Annotated in this window: 19 protein-coding genes; 3 read left to right on the top strand and 16 right to left on the bottom strand. The window is 47.5% G+C overall.

What is annotated here, in order from left to right:
* The 15 genes from trxB to hprK all read right to left on the bottom strand — a co-directional run bounded on the left by trxB (position 1) and on the right by hprK (position 13,011).
* Positions 1–963 (bottom strand): thioredoxin-disulfide reductase, encoded by a 963-nt coding sequence (trxB, locus tag GJB59_RS04995; RefSeq protein ID WP_142828848.1) that lies wholly within the window; start codon positions 961–963, stop codon positions 1–3.
* A gap of 69 nt (positions 964–1,032) precedes the next feature.
* Positions 1,033–2,556 (bottom strand): tetratricopeptide repeat protein, encoded by a 1,524-nt coding sequence (locus GJB59_RS04990; RefSeq protein ID WP_142828846.1) that lies wholly within the window; start codon positions 2,554–2,556, stop codon positions 1,033–1,035.
* A gap of 81 nt (positions 2,557–2,637) precedes the next feature.
* A complete protein-coding gene (gene hisIE / locus GJB59_RS04985) occupies positions 2,638–3,264 on the bottom strand; it encodes a bifunctional phosphoribosyl-AMP cyclohydrolase/phosphoribosyl-ATP diphosphatase HisIE (protein ID WP_142828844.1) in 627 nt (208 codons plus the stop codon).
* Positions 3,261–4,013 carry an imidazole glycerol phosphate synthase subunit HisF gene (gene hisF, locus GJB59_RS04980; protein ID WP_142828842.1) on the bottom strand — a complete coding sequence of 251 codons (753 nt, stop codon included), beginning with the start codon at positions 4,011–4,013 and terminating at the stop codon, positions 3,261–3,263. The genes hisIE and hisF overlap by 4 nt, the downstream gene beginning before the upstream one ends.
* Positions 4,007–4,735: a 1-(5-phosphoribosyl)-5-[(5-phosphoribosylamino)methylideneamino]imidazole-4-carboxamide isomerase gene (gene hisA, locus GJB59_RS04975; RefSeq protein WP_142828840.1), complete on the bottom strand. Its 729-nt coding sequence runs from the start codon at positions 4,733–4,735 to the stop codon at positions 4,007–4,009. The genes hisF and hisA overlap by 7 nt, the downstream gene beginning before the upstream one ends.
* Entirely contained in the window at positions 4,728–5,357 is a 630-nt protein-coding gene (hisH, locus tag GJB59_RS04970) for an imidazole glycerol phosphate synthase subunit HisH (protein ID WP_142828838.1), read from the bottom strand. Before hisH ends, hisA begins: the two co-directional genes overlap by 8 nt.
* Entirely contained in the window at positions 5,354–5,941 is a 588-nt protein-coding gene (gene hisB / locus GJB59_RS04965; protein ID WP_142828836.1) for an imidazoleglycerol-phosphate dehydratase HisB, read from the bottom strand. The genes hisH and hisB overlap by 4 nt, the downstream gene beginning before the upstream one ends.
* Positions 5,938–7,221, bottom strand: a complete 1,284-nt coding sequence (gene hisD / locus GJB59_RS04960) for a histidinol dehydrogenase (protein ID WP_142828834.1) — start codon at positions 7,219–7,221, stop codon at positions 5,938–5,940. The genes hisB and hisD overlap by 4 nt, the downstream gene beginning before the upstream one ends.
* Positions 7,218–7,844, bottom strand: coding sequence for an ATP phosphoribosyltransferase (gene hisG / locus GJB59_RS04955; RefSeq protein ID WP_142828832.1), 627 nt, complete (start codon positions 7,842–7,844; stop codon positions 7,218–7,220). The genes hisD and hisG overlap by 4 nt, the downstream gene beginning before the upstream one ends.
* Positions 7,844–9,001, bottom strand: a complete 1,158-nt coding sequence (locus GJB59_RS04950) for an ATP phosphoribosyltransferase regulatory subunit (RefSeq protein WP_142828830.1) — start codon at positions 8,999–9,001, stop codon at positions 7,844–7,846. Before GJB59_RS04950 ends, hisG begins: the two co-directional genes overlap by 1 nt.
* A 132-nt stretch (positions 9,002–9,133) precedes the next feature.
* On the bottom strand, positions 9,134–9,646 hold the full coding sequence (locus GJB59_RS04945; RefSeq protein WP_142828828.1) for an acyltransferase: 513 nt from the start codon (positions 9,644–9,646) through the stop codon (positions 9,134–9,136).
* Positions 9,643–10,299, bottom strand: a complete 657-nt coding sequence (gene ppaX, locus GJB59_RS04940) for a pyrophosphatase PpaX (RefSeq protein WP_142828826.1) — start codon at positions 10,297–10,299, stop codon at positions 9,643–9,645. Before ppaX ends, GJB59_RS04945 begins: the two co-directional genes overlap by 4 nt.
* Complete coding sequence (locus GJB59_RS04935) at positions 10,296–11,231, bottom strand: nucleoside recognition domain-containing protein (RefSeq protein WP_142828824.1); 936 nt, start codon at positions 11,229–11,231, stop codon at positions 10,296–10,298. The genes ppaX and GJB59_RS04935 overlap by 4 nt, the downstream gene beginning before the upstream one ends.
* 19 nt (positions 11,232–11,250) lie before the next feature.
* On the bottom strand, positions 11,251–12,063 hold the full coding sequence (gene lgt, locus GJB59_RS04930) for a prolipoprotein diacylglyceryl transferase (RefSeq protein ID WP_142828822.1): 813 nt from the start codon (positions 12,061–12,063) through the stop codon (positions 11,251–11,253).
* A 21-nt stretch (positions 12,064–12,084) separates the two neighbouring features.
* Positions 12,085–13,011, bottom strand: coding sequence for an HPr(Ser) kinase/phosphatase (gene hprK / locus GJB59_RS04925; RefSeq protein WP_142828821.1), 927 nt, complete (start codon positions 13,009–13,011; stop codon positions 12,085–12,087).
* A 167-nt stretch (positions 13,012–13,178) separates the two neighbouring features.
* Between hprK and GJB59_RS04920 the strand changes: the two genes are divergently transcribed.
* From GJB59_RS04920 to GJB59_RS04910, 3 genes are all read left to right on the top strand, one after another.
* Complete coding sequence (locus tag GJB59_RS04920; RefSeq protein WP_142828820.1) at positions 13,179–13,727, top strand: N-acetylmuramoyl-L-alanine amidase; 549 nt, start codon at positions 13,179–13,181, stop codon at positions 13,725–13,727.
* Positions 13,728–13,837: 110 nt separating this feature from the next.
* The gene (locus GJB59_RS04915) at positions 13,838–15,784 is read left to right on the top strand and encodes a GTP-binding protein (protein ID WP_142828819.1); all 1,947 of its coding nucleotides are present in this window, start codon (positions 13,838–13,840) and stop codon (positions 15,782–15,784) included.
* 31 nt (positions 15,785–15,815) lie between these two features.
* Positions 15,816–16,241 (top strand): DUF1801 domain-containing protein, encoded by a 426-nt coding sequence (locus GJB59_RS04910; protein ID WP_142828817.1) that lies wholly within the window; start codon positions 15,816–15,818, stop codon positions 16,239–16,241.
* A 43-nt stretch (positions 16,242–16,284) separates the two neighbouring features.
* On the opposite strand, the gene GJB59_RS04905 is transcribed toward GJB59_RS04910, so the two are convergent.
* Complete coding sequence (locus tag GJB59_RS04905; RefSeq protein ID WP_185960084.1) at positions 16,285–17,517, bottom strand: M20/M25/M40 family metallo-hydrolase; 1,233 nt, start codon at positions 17,515–17,517, stop codon at positions 16,285–16,287.
* Between the last annotated feature and the right edge of the window lie 12 nt (positions 17,518–17,529).

The raw sequence follows: 17,529 nt of genomic DNA, 5'->3' as shown, positions 1-17,529 counted from the left end.
TTAAGCTTGTGTTTTCATGCTGATTTTCTCAACCAGTTCTTCGATATAATGCTGTGCTGCCTGCGCGGCAATACTGCCATCACCTGTTGCCGTAACAACTTGGCGCAATGTTTTTTCACGAACATCGCCTGCTGCGTAAATTCCAGGTACGTTTGTCTCCATTTTTTCATTGGTGACAATGTAGCCATCGTCATTTAAAATGCCCAATTCTGCAAATGGCTTAGTCAACGGCAACATTCCGATGTAGATAAAGACGCCATCTGCTTTGAATTCTGTTTCTTTTTCATCATCTGTTGACACCAGCGTAACACTGCCAACTTTGCCATTTCCATCATCGTGAATTTCCTTGACCGTATGGCTCCAGATAAAGTCGATTTTGTCATTGGCAAATGCGCGGTCCTGAATGATTTTCTGTGCACGGAGCTCATCGCGTCTATGGACGATTGTGACTTTGTCTGCGAAACGGGTCAAGTAAACCCCTTCTTCAACTGCAGAGTCTCCACCGCCGACAACAACCAATTCTTTCTTCTTAAAGAAAGCTCCATCACATACGGCACAATAGCTGACACCGCGGCCACCCAGTTCTGTTTCACCAGGAATGCCCATTTTTTTGTACTCTGCGCCTGTTGTAACGATAATGGCGCGTGTTTTGTATTCTTTCGAGCCAGCTTTAATTGTCTTGAATTCTTCACCGTCGATAATTTCGGTTACATCTCCATATGCATACTCAGCGCCGAATTTTTTTGCATGTTCAAACATTTTCGTTGAAAGATCAGGTCCCAGAATGTGATCAAATCCCGGATAGTTTTCAATTTCTTCCGTATTGGCCATCTGGCCTCCGGGAATACCGCGTTCCAGCATTAATGTTGTCAAGTTCGCACGTGAAGTATAAACAGCGGCAGTCATGCCTGCTGGCCCTGCTCCAATAATAACTACGTCATAAATCGTGTCTGTTTCAGTCATAATGATAGGCCTCCTATTTCTCAGTAGCTAAATCGTATAAGATTCCAGCAAAAGCTTCAACTTTTATGCTTATGAATCCGGCTTTGCCAAATACGCAGACATTTCTTTTACATACTTTGTCAAGGTAGCGACAGATACGCCAAAGCTTTCTGCCAGTTCTTTTTTAGTCGTTTTTTCGTTTTTAGCGGATTTGATCATATAGTCGACAGCCGAAGCCAACGCAGCTGGATTTCTGAATGTATAATTTTGGCTGTAAGCTTTTTCAACCAACAGGAACCACAACTGGAAAGCTTCAGCTTGCTGTTTCGTGACCATACCGTGCCGGACATAAAGATGTTCAGCCGTTTCCATCGCCCGCATGAATGCCTGTTCGGCAGGTATTTCTTTTTTAAACGGATGTCCGAGAGCATATCCCAATACAAAGGTTTCCAGGACAGAGGGCTGATCGGATGCCAGCCAATTCGGATGGGAAATGATTTCCTGTTTATGTGCCGATTTGCCAAGCAGAAACAAGCCGAACAACCGCTCACTTTTTTTCTCGTGATCCAGTTTTCCCGCTAAATAATCCCGGTCATGCTCCAGCGCATCGGCATGCGGCATGGATGAATGATCGCTCCATGGTTCATAGCCGTCTTTGCCAGGATCCATTTTTTTCAATTGATCCCAGGCTTGGCGGGAAGCTTCTTCGTGCCCTGAATGATAAGCAGCATGCGAGAGCCAGAAATAGAAAGCTGGATCTCCATCAAAGCCCCGTTTTTGAAGGCTTTTCAACCAACGGTAGGCTTCTTTATACTTGCCGACCAGCGCAAACGTCGCCCCCAATTTATAGCGGTGTTCAAATACATAGGGCTGAATTTTTTTCAGCAAATCCAGGACATCGTCCAGTTCTGCGTTTTTTTCATAATAATGAAAAACTGCCAAATTGCAGAGTGCATGCAAGTTGCCGGTATTTTTCCGGAGAACGTCATGGAGCAGGGCTTTCGCCATTTCTGCTTCACCGATATAAAAATAAGCCAAAGCCAAGTTGTTATAGGCTCCCCAAAAATCCGACTTTTCTTCGACTAGCTTTTCCAGCCGCTCGATGGCTCCAGCGAAATCTCCTTGTTCCATCATCCGGCGAGCTTTTTCCTGACGAAAATAGTATTCGCTGTTTTGCGCTTCCCCATCATCATCAAAAAGCTGCCAGTCTTCCTGTTCTGCAAAATCAACAATTTCCATGGCTTCCGCCGCATATTTCCCTTGTGTTTCATAGACTAAGTATTTTTTGGCGTATTTTCGGGCATCCCAAAACAAGCCCATGTGTGCATGGACTTCTGCGAGGAAAAACAGGATGTCAGGTTCTTTAGAATCCAGTTCATGTGCTGAATGCAGCATGTCCAAGGCCTGTTCAAACTCCTGCATTTCCATCAGCACAATGCCGTATTGCGTCAGAATGAGCGGGTCTTTCGGGCTCAGTTCTGAAGCGCGGCGTAAATACTTATGCGCTTTTGGATAGTTTTCACGCTGAAGCTCTTTCAGCGCTTTTCTGTAATAAAATTCCCCTGAAGGAATAAAAGACAGCACGTTCTTAAAATTTGTTTTTTTATTCTCCAAAATATGCCTCCGAAAAAGTAAAAGGAACGATTGAAATCGCTCCTATACTCAAATGTGCTGTAATTATAGCATATTTCCTTATTATTTACTTGTCGTTTTTGTAGCGTGGCGCTCTTTTAATACGTCAACCACTTGGCTAAACCCCACTTTTTGTTCCTGCAGAAGCACCAATACGTGGTAGAACAAATCAGCAGCTTCCATTGACAATTCTTCAGCATCTCGATTTTTTGCTGCAATGATGACTTCAGACGCTTCTTCGCCCACTTTTTTGCAGATTTTATCTACGCCTTCTTCAAACAGGTATGTTGTATACGCTCCTTCAGGCATTTCTTCTTCACGCGTTTTGATTAATGAAGTCAACTGCCCGAACATATCGCCTGGGGATTCGTTGCGCTCTCCGTGGATGGTTTCAAAAAAGCAGCTGTCCTTGCCGGTATGGCAAGCTGGTCCGTTGGGAATCACTTCATAGATCAGCGAATCGCCGTCACAGTCCAGACGCACAGCCGTCACTTTTTGGGTGTTGCCGCTCGTTGCACCTTTGTTCCATAATTCACTGCGGCTTCTTGAATACAGCCACGTTTCATTGGTATCTATAGTTTTCTTTACAGCTTCTTCATTGGCATAAGCCAATGTCAGCACTTCTTTTGTTTCGGCATTCTGGATAATGACAGGAATCAGCCCGTCTTGGTCGTATTGGATCGTCGTCATCGGACATTCACTCCTTCTTTACGCAAATACTCTTTTACTTCAGCTACACTGGTTTCTTTGTAATGGAAAATCGATGCGGCCAAAGCAGCATCAGCATCCACCGTTTGGAAAACTTCGCTGAAATGCTCTTTATTGCCTGCTCCGCCGCTGGCAATGACCGGCACTTCTACCGCTTCACGCACAGCCTGCGTCAACTCCAGATCAAACCCATCTTTCGAGCCGTCTTTGTCCATGCTCGTCAACAGCAGTTCGCCGGCACCGAGCTCAACGCTCTTTTTCGCCCATTCAATGGCATTCCACCCGGTTTTATTGCGTCCGCCATGCGTATAGACGTCCCAACTGTCGCCGTTTCGTTTGGCGTCAATAGCTACTACGATGCACTGCGAACCGAAAAAATCCGCTCCTTCTTTGATCAATTCCGGACGATCGAGAGCCGCCGTATTCAACGATACTTTATCCGCACCGGCACGAAGCATGCGCTTCATATCATCCAGGCTCCGGATTCCGCCGCCCACTGTAAAAGGAATCGACAGTTCCGTCGCAACGATTTTGACCACTTCGACCATCGTTTCCTTGCCTTCATGGGAAGCTGAGATGTCCAAAAACACCAGCTCGTCTGCTCCTTGCTTATCGTAAAAACGGGCCAGTTCAACGGGATCTCCCGCATCACGCAGCGAAACGAAACTGACGCCTTTAACGACGCGCCCTTCTTTGACATCCAAACATGGAATGATGCGTTTTGTCAGCATGACAATGCCTCCTCCAGGGTAAACCTTTTTTCGTACAGCGCTTTCCCTATGATAACACCTGCAATATTGCTATGGGTAGACGCTTTTTTTACATTGCGGACATCTTCCAGTGATCCTATGCCCCCAGAGACAATCACTTGCGCCTCTTCAGAATCAGCCAATGCTTTGTTCGCTTTGATATTGGGTCCGGCTAACGTGCCATCAGTTGCGATGTCTGTGTAGATAAAATGCTTGGCGCCTTTGGAAGCAAAATAATTTGCCACTTCGGTTGCGGCTTGTCCGGATGTTTCAATCCAGCCTTCGGTTGCGGCCATACCATTTTTGGCATCGATGCCGATGACGATCCGATCTGCACCGAACTCATCGATAAATGACACCGCAAGCTCCGGGTTGCGGATAGCAAGACTCCCGATAATGACGCGTTCAACACCGTTCGATAAATAGTGTTCAATGTCTTCGCGCGTCCGGATGCCTCCGCCAACCTGCACCTTGGCATCCAGCTTTGCCGCCTCGATAACCACTTGATCATTGATCCGCACGCCATCTTTAGCGCCGTCCAAGTCGACCATATGTATCCATTGTGCGCCGGCTTCTACAAATTTTTTCGCCATGTCGACCGGTGAATCACCGTAGATGGTTTCCTGAGCGTAATCTCCCTGGAAAAGGCGCACGCATTTGCCGTCCCGCAAATCGATGGCGGGATAAATTTGAAACTCAGTCATTTAGTTTCCTCCTGACATTTGCAATCCACTGTTCTAATAAATAATGGCCGAAATCTCCTGATTTTTCCGGATGAAACTGCATACCCGTAATCAACCCGTTGCCAACCACTCCGGGAACGTCATGATTCGCGTAGCTTGCAGTCCCCCAAACTTCCTCATCTTTTGTATTGACCGCCAAAAAGGAGTGGACAAAATAGACATGTGTATCGCTTAACACCTCACCCAGCCAATATGGCACCCGGGAAAATTCAAGCCGGTTCCAGCCCATATGCGGAATCCGGTGCATGCCTTTTTCAAAACGGCGGATCTGCCCCGTCAATAAGCCCAACCCTTTTGTCGGTTTTACTTCCGAGCTGTCTTCGTATAATAACTGCATGCCTAGGCAGATTCCCATAAGCGGAATGTTTTTCTCGGGCAGCGTTTGGATAAATGCTGAAAGGCCTTTTTGATTCAGCAATTCCATCGCATCAGGGAAAGCACCGACTCCGGGAAGAAGAATCGCTTCCGCTTCCAGCAGGACTGCCGGATCATCCGAGATGATGACTGTGCATTCCAGTTTCTTCAACGCCTGCTCGACACTGAACAAATTGCCCATGCCGTAATCGATGATGCCGATGATCATGTTAACAGCCCCTTTGTCGATGGCACTCCTTTGACGCGAGGATCGATGCTTGTCGCTTCGTCCAGTGCCCGTGCCAATGCCTTAAACACAGCTTCGATAATGTGATGCGTATTTTTCCCGTAATGAACGATGACATGCACATTCATGCGTGATTCAAGCGCAAACTTCCACAAAAACTCATGGACCAGTTCAGTGTCGAATGCACCTACTTTTTCGTTCGGCAGCTCGCAGCGAAACTCCAGATGCGGCCGGTTCGAACAGTCGATGACCACCTGTGCCAGCGCGTCGTCCATTGGTACAAACGCATTGCCGTAACGGCGTATGCCTTTTTTATCGCCAAGTGCCTCTTTGACTGCCTGGCCGAGCACGATGCCGATATCTTCAGTCGTGTGGTGGTCATCAATATGAGTATCGCCATCTGCTTTGATGTTGCCGTCAAACAAGCCATGCTTGATGAACAGATCGAGCATATGGTCCATGAACGGAACGCCGGTATCGATCACCGATTTGCCTTCTCCATCCAGTGAAAAATTGATGGCTACTTTGGTTTCATTGGTGTTTCTATTGATTTCAGCACTTCTCATTTTTCATTCCCCTTTTCCCACGACCGCGATTCGACTGCGCGCGCATGGCCTTCTAAGCCTTCAAGTCGTGCCAGACGGGCGATTTTTTCTTTATTGGTGTTCCAGGCTTGTTCACTGTAGCGAATAATGCTCGTTCGTTTAACAAAATCATAAACGGATAACGCACTTGAAAAGCGTGCTGTGCTGTTGGTCGGCAGGACGTGGTTCGTGCCCGCAAAATAATCGCCGACTGGTTCGGACGAATAACGGCCGATAAAGATGGCACCGGCATGGCGGATTTTGTCCGCTACGGCTTCCGCATCTTCCGTCATGATTTCCAAATGCTCCGGAGCCAATTGGTTGGCTGCCTGGATCAACTCTTCCAGCGTGTCTCCCAAATAAATCATGCCGTGGTCCGCAATCGCGGGACTGGCAATCGCTTGACGCGGCAAAGCTGCCAGTTGACGCTCCACTTCTTTGGAGACGGCATCAGCCAACTTTTCGCTGGCCGTCAGCAACACTGCACTGGCCAATGGATCATGTTCTGCTTGTGACAATAAATCCGCAGCCACTTCATCGGCATATGCGGAGTCATCGGCAATGACAGCAATTTCACTCGGTCCGGCAATCATGTCGATCGCGACATCTCCATTAACTTCCCGTTTTGCTAACGCCACAAAAATATTGCCGGGGCCGGTGATTTTATCGACCGGTTCGATAGACCTTGTGCCATATGCTAAAGCGGCAATGGCCTGGGCACCGCCAGATTTATATACTTCCGTAATACCCAGAATATGAGCCGCTGCCAGAACGCCGTCCGACAAGGTTCCGTCTTTGCCCGGAGGCGAGATGAGCACGATGCGTGAAACGCCTGCGACTTGAGCCGGAATGACGTTCATCAGTACGGACGATGGATAAGCGGCGGTTCCGCCCGGTACATACAGCCCGGCGGATTCGATTGGCGTAACACGCTGGGCCACATACGAGCCGTCTTCGCTGTCATGCCGGTAGCCCTGCTGCTGCTGACTTTCGTGATAGCTGCGGATATTCGTCGCCGCTTCTGTCAAATCCTCTAGTAATTGGCGGTCAAAACGTTCGACTGCTTGTGCAATTTCTTCATCCGTTACACGCAAAGAAGTCAATTTTGCGCCGTCCCATTTTTCTGCATAACGGAACATCGCTTCGTCTCCATTATCCCGTACGTCCCGGATAATGTCTTTCACTGCTTCGACCTGCTGACCCGTTCCCTCTGCAATCGTTCTTCTGATGGAGATTCCTGCTGATAAACGAGTCACTTTCATAAGCTCGCCTGCTTTCTCAACTTTTCAACCAATTCTGTAATCCTTTTCTGCTTCAAGCGATAGCTTACCGGATTGGCAATCAATCGCGACGTGATGTCGACGATTTTTTCGTATTCGACCAAGCCATTTTCTTTCAAGGTTTTCCCGGTTGAGACGATATCCACAATGCGGTCGGCCAACCCGATCATCGGCGCCAATTCGATCGAACCGTTCAATTCGATAATTTCGACTTGTTCCCCTTTGCCTCTATAATACTGCGAAGCCACTTTAGGATATTTGGTTGCGACACGCGGCGTCACTTCATTCATCGGCGTGTCAGGCATTCCGGCTGTTGCAATATAGCAGCGGCTGATGCCAAGATCCAATAGTTCATAGACATCTCGGTCGTGCTCGAGCATGACGTCTTTGCCAGCTATTCCGATATCCGCCACCCCGTGTTCTACATATGCAGGAACATCCATCGGTTTGGACAGGATAAAGCGGATATTTTCATTTGGCGCTTCGACAATCAGCTTGCGTGAATCGTCCAATTCTTTTGGCAAGTCATAGCCGGCCTTTACCAATAGTTCATAGGCTTCTTCAAATATTCGCCCTTTGGGCATTGCAATCGTTAATGCATCCATCAGTTGGCACCTTCCAATCGTAGAACGTTGCTGAACAGTCCGCTGAAGCTATCGACAGCCATCACGGCTGGCGCAAATTGAAGTGTGACACGGGCACCCTGCTCGCGAAGCTCTAGTGCTCGATCAAATGCCAAATCTTCATTTTGCTCATCAAATAGGATGAGGGTATGATCTTCTTCTTCCGGAACAGCAGATATAATTTCCAAGAGACGATCGACGCGCAATCCGAATCCTGTTGCACCGACCTGCAGCCCAAACTGCTTCATAAGCCCGTCATAACGTCCTCCATTGCCGAGCGGAAAACCGCTGCCTGCTCCGTATACTTCAAACACTAGGCCGGTGTAATAAGTCATGTGGCTATTAAATGATAAATCATAGGTGACCGCATCGGATAAACCGCTGCGATCCAATATTTTCTTCAATTTTTTCACGTCTTCGAACAAAGAATTTTGTTTCGCGTTGTGAGGGTCGATCCATTGCTGCCATTCTTCTACAGTGGACGTTGCCATCAACCCGATAAAAGATTCCCACCGGGAAGGTTCTATCGGCAATTGCTTGGCCAAGCTTTCAAAACCGACACTGTTCTTTGAAACGAAAGCGCTATGCACTTTCTCAATTTGTTCCTGGTCTAAACCGAAATCTTGCAGGATCAGCTGCAGCAATTGCGTGTGGCCGATTACGAAACGGCTGGATTTGATATCGAGTTTCTTTAAGACATTCCAGGCCAAAATGATGACTTCTGCATCGGCATATAAAGAATTATCACCGATCAGCTCGACGCCCATCTGATCAAATTCAGCTGGACGGCCCCCTTCACGCTTCTGGGCGCGAAAGACATTTGAATAATATCCAAGGCGCACCGGCATTTTTTCTTTCAACAGCTTGGATGCCGCAATACGTGCGATTGGCGAGGTCACATCTGGACGCAAAACCAAAGTTTCGCCTTGGCTGTCCAATAATTTGAACAAGGCATTATCAGCAATTGCCGAGATTTTGCCGATCGTTTCATAGTATTCCAAAGTCGGCGTCTGCAGCAGGTCATAGCCTGCCTTTTGGATGATAGAGGTCCCGCTTGCACGGAGCTCCGCTTTCTTTTTTGCGATGAATGGGAAATCGTCTCTCATGCCTAACGGTTTTTCGAACATTTGTATGGTCATTCATAAAACTCCCTAATATTGGTTATTTTACTTTAGTTCGCTAATGTGGTGAAGTAATAATTATTTTAGCGCATTTTTCCATCCATCGTCAAGAGATATACCCGAAAAAAATCCTGAAAGCAGTGGCTGCTTTCAGGATTTTGCTTGGCGCTCCGCCATTTGTTCAGCTGTATAGATAATGCTCATCGGATTTCCACCGACAAAAGCTCCAGCTGGCACATCTTTATGGACGAGCGTGGCAGCGGAAACAATGGCGCCGTTCCCAATGGTGATGCCGGGCAAAATCGTGGTGTTTGCTCCGATCATAACGCGGTCTCCGATGATCACGTCGCCGAGCCGATATTCATCTATTAAATATTCATGTGCGAGAATCGTCGTATTATAGCCGATCACCGAATTCTTGCCGACCGTGATCTTTTCCGGAAACATGACATCCGGCATGACCATTAAAGCAAAAGAGGAATGTTCTCCAATTTTCATTTTAAGGAAAACTTTGTACATCCAGTTTTTCATCGGCAGAAATGGTGTATACCGGGCTGTCTGGATCACCAAAAAGTTTTTGGCGACTTTCCAGAATGGTACCGTTTTGTAGATATGCCAAAGCGAATTGGGACCTTCCACAAAATGACGTTGGGTGTTTCTCATTTTGCATCCTCTTTCGTCAATTCCAGCAAATCACTGATATGCTGCAGCATAAAGTCAGGATTAAAGCTTGCCAGGAAGTCTTCGCCTTTTGCTGTCCATGCAACGCCAGCCGTCCGGACACCCGCATTTTTACCGCCTTCGATATCATGTGAGTTGTCGCCGATCATCAAAGCTTCTTCATGGGAAGCCCCCAATTGCTCCAGTGCCAAATGCAAAGGTTCCGGATCCGGTTTTGGATTGCTGACATGATCCAAGCCAACCAGTACATCAAACACATCGCTGACCCCCATCAAATCAAGTCCGTGGCGGATGGTTTCGCTTCTCTTTGTCGATACAATCGCCATTTTCAAGCCTTGTGCTTTCAAAAGGCGCAGCGTTTCTGCCACGCCATCGTATTCTTCAACCAGTTCGTCGTGCATGATGCGGTTGAGGCTGCGGTACTGAACAGTCAGCTCCTCCACCCGCTCCGGATCGATTGCTGTAAATGTTTGTTCCAATGATGGACCGATAAAATGCAAAGCATCCTCGCGTCCAAAACGACCCGGATAATGTTCGCCCAATACGGACAGGAAGGTCTGGATGATTAATTCATTGGTATCCAGCAAGGTGCCATCAAAATCAAATAATAACGTATTAATCTGTTTTACCGTCATGTAGAAACCACTTCCTTCTGTTTTTCTTCCGCTTTACGCCACATATAAGAAACAAAGATTGTCAGCACCAGTGCTGTGACAACACGTATCGCCAGCAGCGGCCATATCGGGATTCCCAATGGAATGAATATCAGCGTATCTTCTACGATGGCATGACAAGCCACAAGGAATATGAATACCAATGTCGCATCCTTTTTGCTGACGCCATCTTCCTGCACAGCCTGGATCATGACTCCTGCTCCCATGGCCAGTCCGAAAATCAGTCCGGAAGCAAGTGTCAGGGAAGCATTTTTCTCTACACCCAACAGACGGGTCAAGGGACCAAGCATCGCAGATATTTTCTGCAGATACTTTCTGTCTTTCAAAATTTGGATCATGATCATCAAGGGAATGACGATCATCGCTAATTGCAGGACGCCGAACGAAGCTTTTTCAAGCCCGATCAGCAAGATCCCCATCCAACTTTCCGGTGCAGCCGCCGCTTCAGGCGCAAAGCCGTATTGCGCCACTTCACCGCCGCCTTTCCAGAAAAGGTTGATGACGATAGCGGACAGTCCAGCCAGACCAAAACGGACCACCAGCACTATCCAAAGCTTGACGCCTACCTTCAGCGCGACACCGGTTTCAATAAAGATGTTATGTGAAAAAGACAGCATGACGGCCAGTATGAAAACTTCCTTGACCGTCAGTTCCAATGACAGGATTCCGGCAATTCCGGCATAAAGATTCAACGCATTTCCGAGGACCAGCGGAATGGCAGCATCGCCGCTTAAACCGAATAAGCCCATGACCGGTGCCACCAATTCAATAATAAACGGCAAAACTGGTGTATATTGAAGCATTGTGACGAGCAGGGTAATCGGGAAAATGATTTTCCCCAACGACCAGGTCGTCTTCAGCCCCGCTTTCAATCCATTTCTTAACGTCGACATTTGATCGCTCTTTTCTTGGTTATTTGTCTTTATAATGCGGCGGGTTTTTGATTGCCGCGCGGCGGTAAACGATCAATACTGCTGCGATGATGATGGCAATAACCGATACCAGCTGAGCTGCACGAAGTTCGCCAACCACATAGAGGCTATCGGTCCGCATGCCCTCGATAAAGAAGCGACCAACCGAATACCAGATCATATAGAAGAAAAACATTTCGCCGCGTACCAAATTGACTCTCCGGAGCAGCAGCAAGATGATGATACCGACCAAGCTCCACATGGATTCATACAGGAAAGTCGGATGGTAGTAAGCTCCATCTATGTACATGTGATTGATGATCCAATCGGGTATGAACAGATTTTCCAGGAATGCGCGGGAAACTTCTCCGCCATGTGCTTCCTGATTGATGAAATTGCCCCACCGGCCAATCGCTTGGCCGATCAGGATGCTGGGCGCCAATATATCTGCCACTTTCAAAAAAGGCGTATTGCGTTTTTTAGTAAATATATAAGCGACGATTACAGATGCGATTAATGCACCATGTATCGCGATCCCGCCGTTCCAAATGGCAATGACTTCGCCAAGATTGTCTTTATAATGTTCCCACTCAAACGCGACATAATAAATGCGTGCGCCGACAATCGCCAGCGGCACCGCCCAAATCAGCAAATCTGTTAAATATTCGGGATGCAGCCTCCGTTTGACCATCTCGCGCTGCCCCACCAAAAAGGCGATGACAATTCCTGCAGCGATGATGACACCGTACCACCTTACCGAAAGTGGCCCGAGCGAAAAAGCGACCGGGTCTATTGTAGCCAGTATAGAAAACATGTAGTGCACCTTCCCATTCGCTTAGTTTGTATCTTGTGCAATCACGTCATTCAAACGCTTCGAAAATTCTTCAGCGGCATTGATGCCCATACGTTTCAAGCGGTAGTTCATCGCAGCAACTTCTATGATGACGGATAAATTTCGCCCGGGACGGACTGGAATTGTCAGTTTCGTCAAGTCTGTATCGATGATCTTCATCTTTTCTTCTTCCAGTCCAAGACGATCATAGGTTTTATCCTGATCCCAAATCTCCAGATCAATCACTAAGGAAATCCTCTTGAAAGTACGAATAGCACTTGCTCCGAACAAGGTCATAATATCAATGATGCCTACTCCCCGGATTTCAAGCAAATGTTCAATCAGTTTAGGGGAATGGCCAACCAATGTATTTTCTCCCTCCTGGTGGATTTCCACACAGTCATCCGCTACAAGACGATGGCCTTTTTTGACAAGCTCCAGTGCCGTCTCACTTTTACCGACCCCGCTTTTCCCGGTCAACAACACTCCAACGCCATAAATATCAACAAGCACACCATGAACGGCTGTTGTTGGAGCCAATTGGCTTTCCAGAAAATTCGTCAGCAAACTGGAAAACCGGGTGGTTGACATTGGTGTAGTCATAACCGGCACATGCCGGTTGCTTGAAGCGATAACCAATTCTTCCGGAACCGGAACACCATGTGAAACGATGATGGCCGGTGTATCGTCGGTGCATAGTTTCATCATGCGGTCCAGCCGCTCTTCCGGTAATAGCATGGAAAAAAAAGAAAGCTCGGTTTTGCCGAGCAGCTGCACACGGTTTGCTGGATAGTGAGTGAAATAACCGGCCATTTCCAAACCGGGTCTTGAAATGTCACTGATAGGAATATGACGGCCGATGCCTTCTTCCCCGCTAATCAGATCCAATTCAAACATTTCCATCACTTGTTTCGTTGTTACTTGTCCCATTTGTTACCCCTCATTCCTTATCCACACAGTATTTCGAATTTTCATCGAAGTTGTTCTTTTTGCATGCGGTTTGCTCTTATTTTAACATGGAAAAAATAAATTTGAAGATTTTTGTCCCCTTTCCTGTTCCCTTCATCTATATAGAGCGCAAAAGGAGGTTTTCAAAAATGAAGATTATGATCGATGCCGGACATGGTCCGGACACGCCAGGGAAGCGATCGCCGGATGGTCGGCTGAGAGAATTCCATTTTAATTCGGCTGTTGCCGAAGAGGTTAAAAAACGGTTAATAATGGATGGCCATAGCGTATTGTTTAGCCATCAAAATGATTTGGACGTTCCGCTTCACGAACGCACCTCACTCGCCAACCGTTTGAAGGTGGATTTGTTTGTTTCTATACATGCAAATGCCTTCGGACAGACTTTCAATACAGCAAACGGTCTGGAAACTTTCACATACAGCCGTCCGCATGCAGCAACAAAAGAGCTCGCAGCGGCGGTTCAACGTTCACTGGTGCTGGTGACTGGCCGAAAAGACCGTGGAGTCAAACAAGGAGAATTTGCTGTTCTTCGCGACACCCATATGCCGGCCATTCTGGTGGAATGCGGTTTTATGACGCATAAACAGGAGCTGGAACTGCTCAAATCAACCGCTTATCGGAAACGCTGCGCAACGGGCATCTGTTTCGGCATCGCCTGTTTCGACGCCAGCCGTTGATCCCATTCCCTGTGAATCTATAATATCCGAACGCGAAAGCCAATGTGGCTTTCGCGTTTTTCGTATTTCAGATCCACATTCTGCTAAAATGGAGCTAAAGAGGTGATGACATGAACAAAACCATCGGAATTCTTGCACATGTCGATGCCGGCAAGACCACGTTCTCAGAACAATTGCTTTACCACACAAAAAGCATTCGCCAGCGTGGACGGGTCGATCACCAAAACGCATTTCTTGACAGCCATGCCATCGAAAAAAGCCGAGGCATCACGATTTTCGCCGACCAGGCAAGTTTTTCGTTTAACGAATCCTCATACTTTCTCATCGATACGCCAGGACATGTCGATTTCTCTCCTGAAATGGAACGGTCAATCCAAGTGATGGATTACGCCATCATCATCGTCAGCGCAGTCGACGGCATCGAAGGGCATACCGAAACCGTTTGGCAGCTTCTTGAAAAATACAAAGTGCCTGTCTTCTTTTTCATCAATAAAACCGATCGTGAAGGCGCAGAGCCGAATCAGGTCCTGGAGGAAATCCGTCTGAACTTTTCCAAGGAAGCTTGTGACATTAACGGTTCTTTTCAAAACGGAGTTATGAGTGAAGAGCTGGCTGAATTTATCGCCGAACGAAATGATGCCTTGCTGACACAGTATTTGGAATCGGGTTATGACGAGACACTTTGGCTGGAGGCATTTCGCAACATGATTGCAGCCCGGCAAATTTTCCCTTGTGCCAGCGGCTCTGCACTGCAGGATACTGGCATCATGGAATTTCTTGCGCAACTCGATGGACTAACGGTCAGCTCCTACGCTGACAGCGAGCCGTTCGGAGCCCAAATCTACAAAATTCGGCATGATGAAAACGGCAATCGCATCTGCTTTCTTAAGGCATTTAGCGGTACTTTGCAAGTGCGCGACAAAGTGCACTATGGTCCAAGTCATCTCGAAGAAAAAGTCACACAGATCCGCGTTTACAATGGCCATAAATTCCAGGCTGTGGAACAGGCGCGCGCAGGTGAATTGTTCGCCATCGCTGGATTATCAGAAGCGTCCATTGGCGATGCTATCGGCGTCCGGCAGGAAAGTTCCTTATTTAATGTAATGCCGACCTTAAAATCCACTGTCCTTTTTGATCTATCTATTCATTCAAAAGAAATTTTGGCCTGTTTTAATTTACTCGGCGCTGAAGATCCGTCTCTTTCAGTCTACTGGGATGAATATTTTCAAAAAATCCAAATTCAGGTCATGGGTTCCATTCAATTGGAAGTTCTGAAGCAAATTGTTTTTGAAAGGTTCGGGCATCCCATACAGTTTGGCCAACCGGAAATTTTGTACAAGGAAACAATTGAGACAGCTGTTACCGGTTATGGACATTTTGAACCGCTTCGGCATTATGCAGAAGTTCACTTGAAACTCGAACCAGGTGAACGCGGCAGCGGCTTTCAGGTGGCCAACGCCTGCCATGCTGATGCAATGTCGGTCGGCCACCAAAACCTCGTCCTTCATCACCTGACAGAGCGCGATCACCATGGCTTATTGACCGGCTCTCCTTTGACCGATGTCAAAGTGACGCTAGTAACTGGCCGCGGACACAACGAGCACACTTCAGGCGGCGACTTTCGGGAAGCCTCTTTCCGTGCGCTGCGCCAAGGGCTCGAGCAGGCACAGAACCGGCTGCTCGAACCTGTCTACCGTTTTAAAATCAAAGTCAATCTCAATCAGATGGGCAAAGTATTGTCCGACATTCAGCAGGCTCATGGCAGCTTTGATGCGCCTGAAACAAAAGATGGGAAAACTATCATCGAAGGCCGCGTACCGGTTGCTACATTTATGAATTATAGCTCGGAACTCGCTGCCTATACCCATGGCAAAGGGGCACTCAACCTACTGTTCGACGGCTATGATTTCTGCCATAATGAAGAAGAAGTAATTGCACGGATCGGCTACGTCAAAACCGAAGATCCCCTTTATACGTCCACTTCCATCTTCTGCGCTAAAGGACAGGGCTATAAAGTGCCATGGGACAAAGCAGAAAAAGCGATGCATTGTTTGTAGAACCACATCTAAAGGAAAAGAGGGATTGGCCATGTACGAACAAAAAACAAAAGAAACGGATGCCGATGTCATTGAATTTATTGAAGCGGTCGACAATCCAAAAAAACGGCAGGATGCTTTTAAATTGCTGGAACTATTCGAGCAAACCAGCGGCTTTCCGGCAAAAATGTGGGGATCCAGCATCATCGGCTTCGGCTCTTATCATTATGTATATAAAACTGGTCATGAAGGTGATGCACCGCTTGTCGGCTTCTCTCCCCGCAAAGCGAAAATCAGCCTGTATTTTGCGACCGGCGACGAGGACCGCGGTCCTCTGCTTGAGAAATTCGGCAAGCACACCAGCGGTAAGGCCTGTGTCTATATCAATAAAACAGAAGATATCGATCTGGACGTACTACAGCAATTGATTAGGCAATCCATTGATTTTCTGCAGGAATTGTATTCAGCTAAAAAATGAAAAATCCGGATAGCCCTCATAGGCCGTCCGGATTTTTTCATTTTTAAAGCAATGGCGGACTGATTTTTTCAACACCGACCAGTCCCAGTATTGTCATCAAGCTTTTTTGGATGGCCAAATGTCCATTTTTAGGATCATGCCATTCTTCCAATGTGTGTGCCTTGTCAAACTCACCACCGAGACCGATGGTGATAGCCGGTATTCCGATACTCATCGGATAGTTGGCGTCCGTGCTGCTTGGCTCCTTCAACTCAGGTTCTTCTCCAAGTGCCCGTAATGCTGCGCTTGCCACTTGTACAATCGGCTCTTCGGCCGATTGGCTTGCCGGCGGCCGGTTGCCAAAACGGTCGGTTTCAACCTGCAGGCGGACATCACCCCAACGTGCATTTTCAGCTTGAGCCGCTTCTTCTACGATTTTTAGAAAACGCTTTTCCAGTTTGTCCAGTTCCTGTTGATCATTGGAACGGAGATCGACCAGCATCATGGCTTCCTGGGCGATGGCGTTGACCGAAGTTCCTCCGGAAACCTCTCCGATTGAAAAAGTGGTCTTTGGCTCACTGGTCGTTTCCAGGTCAGCAATTGCCGCCATCGCCCGTCCTAACGCATGGGTTGCACTCGGTGTGCCAAAAGCCGCGAAGCTATGTCCACCGGGTCCTTTATATGTAATCTTGTAGCGATAACTCCCTGTGCCCAAATACGTAATGTAATTAAATCCTGGACCATCCAGTGACAGGAACGCTTCAATGTCCTGATGCTCCGTAAAAAAGGCTTTTACTCCACGCAAATCGCCGGCCCCTTCTTCGCCGACTGTCCCGCCAAAAATAATATCGCCGCTATTTTCAATATCCGATTCTTTAAAGGCTCTTACAACTGCCAGCAATTCCGCCAGTCCACGGGTATCATCCCCAATTCCAGGCGCATGCAAAATACCCTCTTTCTGATGGACCGTAGTGTCCGTCCCTTCAGGAAAAACCGTATCCAAATGTGCCGACACAAAAATTTTCGGACCTTTTCCTTGCCCTTTTCGCAAACCATAGACATTTCCTTCCGCATCCATGCGAACATCTGTCAATCCCAAGCCCTTCAGACGCTCCATGAAGTTTTCAGCACGCCTCTGTTCTTTGAATGGAGGTGCTGGAATTTCCGTCAAGGCAATCTGTTCTTCGATTGTACGCGGATGGTCCTGTTCAATAAATGCGAGTGCCTGTTGAATGGTGGGTTCATTCACCAATTGATCGAATGTAGCTTCTAAATTACGGGTTGTTTTTTTATTCACTGCTCTTTTCCT

This window comes from Planococcus soli (assembly GCF_016881065.1).
GTDB lineage: Bacteria > Bacillota > Bacilli > Bacillales_A > Planococcaceae > Planococcus > Planococcus soli.
Note: the sequence above shows the minus strand (reverse complement) of the source record. Positions and strands in the feature narration are given on the sequence as shown.

Coding starts and splice junctions, on each gene's coding strand:
- trxB (WP_142828848.1), bottom strand. CDS start 963: ATGACTGAAACAGACACGATTTATGACGTAGTTATTATTGGAGCAGGG.
- hisIE (WP_142828844.1), bottom strand. CDS start 3,264: ATGACGACGATCCAATACGACCAAGACGGGCTGATTCCTGTCATTATC.
- hisF (WP_142828842.1), bottom strand. CDS start 4,013: ATGCTGACAAAACGCATCATTCCATGTTTGGATGTCAAAGAAGGGCGC.
- hisA (WP_142828840.1), bottom strand. CDS start 4,735: ATGACTGAGTTTCAAATTTATCCCGCCATCGATTTGCGGGACGGCAAA.
- hisH (WP_142828838.1), bottom strand. CDS start 5,357: ATGATCATCGGCATCATCGATTACGGCATGGGCAATTTGTTCAGTGTC.
- hisB (WP_142828836.1), bottom strand. CDS start 5,941: ATGAGAAGTGCTGAAATCAATAGAAACACCAATGAAACCAAAGTAGCC.
- hisD (WP_142828834.1), bottom strand. CDS start 7,221: ATGAAAGTGACTCGTTTATCAGCAGGAATCTCCATCAGAAGAACGATT.
- hisG (WP_142828832.1), bottom strand. CDS start 7,844: ATGGATGCATTAACGATTGCAATGCCCAAAGGGCGAATATTTGAAGAA.
- GJB59_RS04950 (WP_142828830.1), bottom strand. CDS start 9,001: ATGACCATACAAATGTTCGAAAAACCGTTAGGCATGAGAGACGATTTC.
- GJB59_RS04945 (WP_142828828.1), bottom strand. CDS start 9,646: ATGAGAAACACCCAACGTCATTTTGTGGAAGGTCCCAATTCGCTTTGG.
- ppaX (WP_142828826.1), bottom strand. CDS start 10,299: ATGACGGTAAAACAGATTAATACGTTATTATTTGATTTTGATGGCACC.
- GJB59_RS04935 (WP_142828824.1), bottom strand. CDS start 11,231: ATGTCGACGTTAAGAAATGGATTGAAAGCGGGGCTGAAGACGACCTGG.
- lgt (WP_142828822.1), bottom strand. CDS start 12,063: ATGTTTTCTATACTGGCTACAATAGACCCGGTCGCTTTTTCGCTCGGG.
- hprK (WP_142828821.1), bottom strand. CDS start 13,011: ATGGGACAAGTAACAACGAAACAAGTGATGGAAATGTTTGAATTGGAT.
- GJB59_RS04920 (WP_142828820.1), top strand. CDS start 13,179: ATGAAGATTATGATCGATGCCGGACATGGTCCGGACACGCCAGGGAAG.
- GJB59_RS04915 (WP_142828819.1), top strand. CDS start 13,838: ATGAACAAAACCATCGGAATTCTTGCACATGTCGATGCCGGCAAGACC.
- GJB59_RS04910 (WP_142828817.1), top strand. CDS start 15,816: ATGTACGAACAAAAAACAAAAGAAACGGATGCCGATGTCATTGAATTT.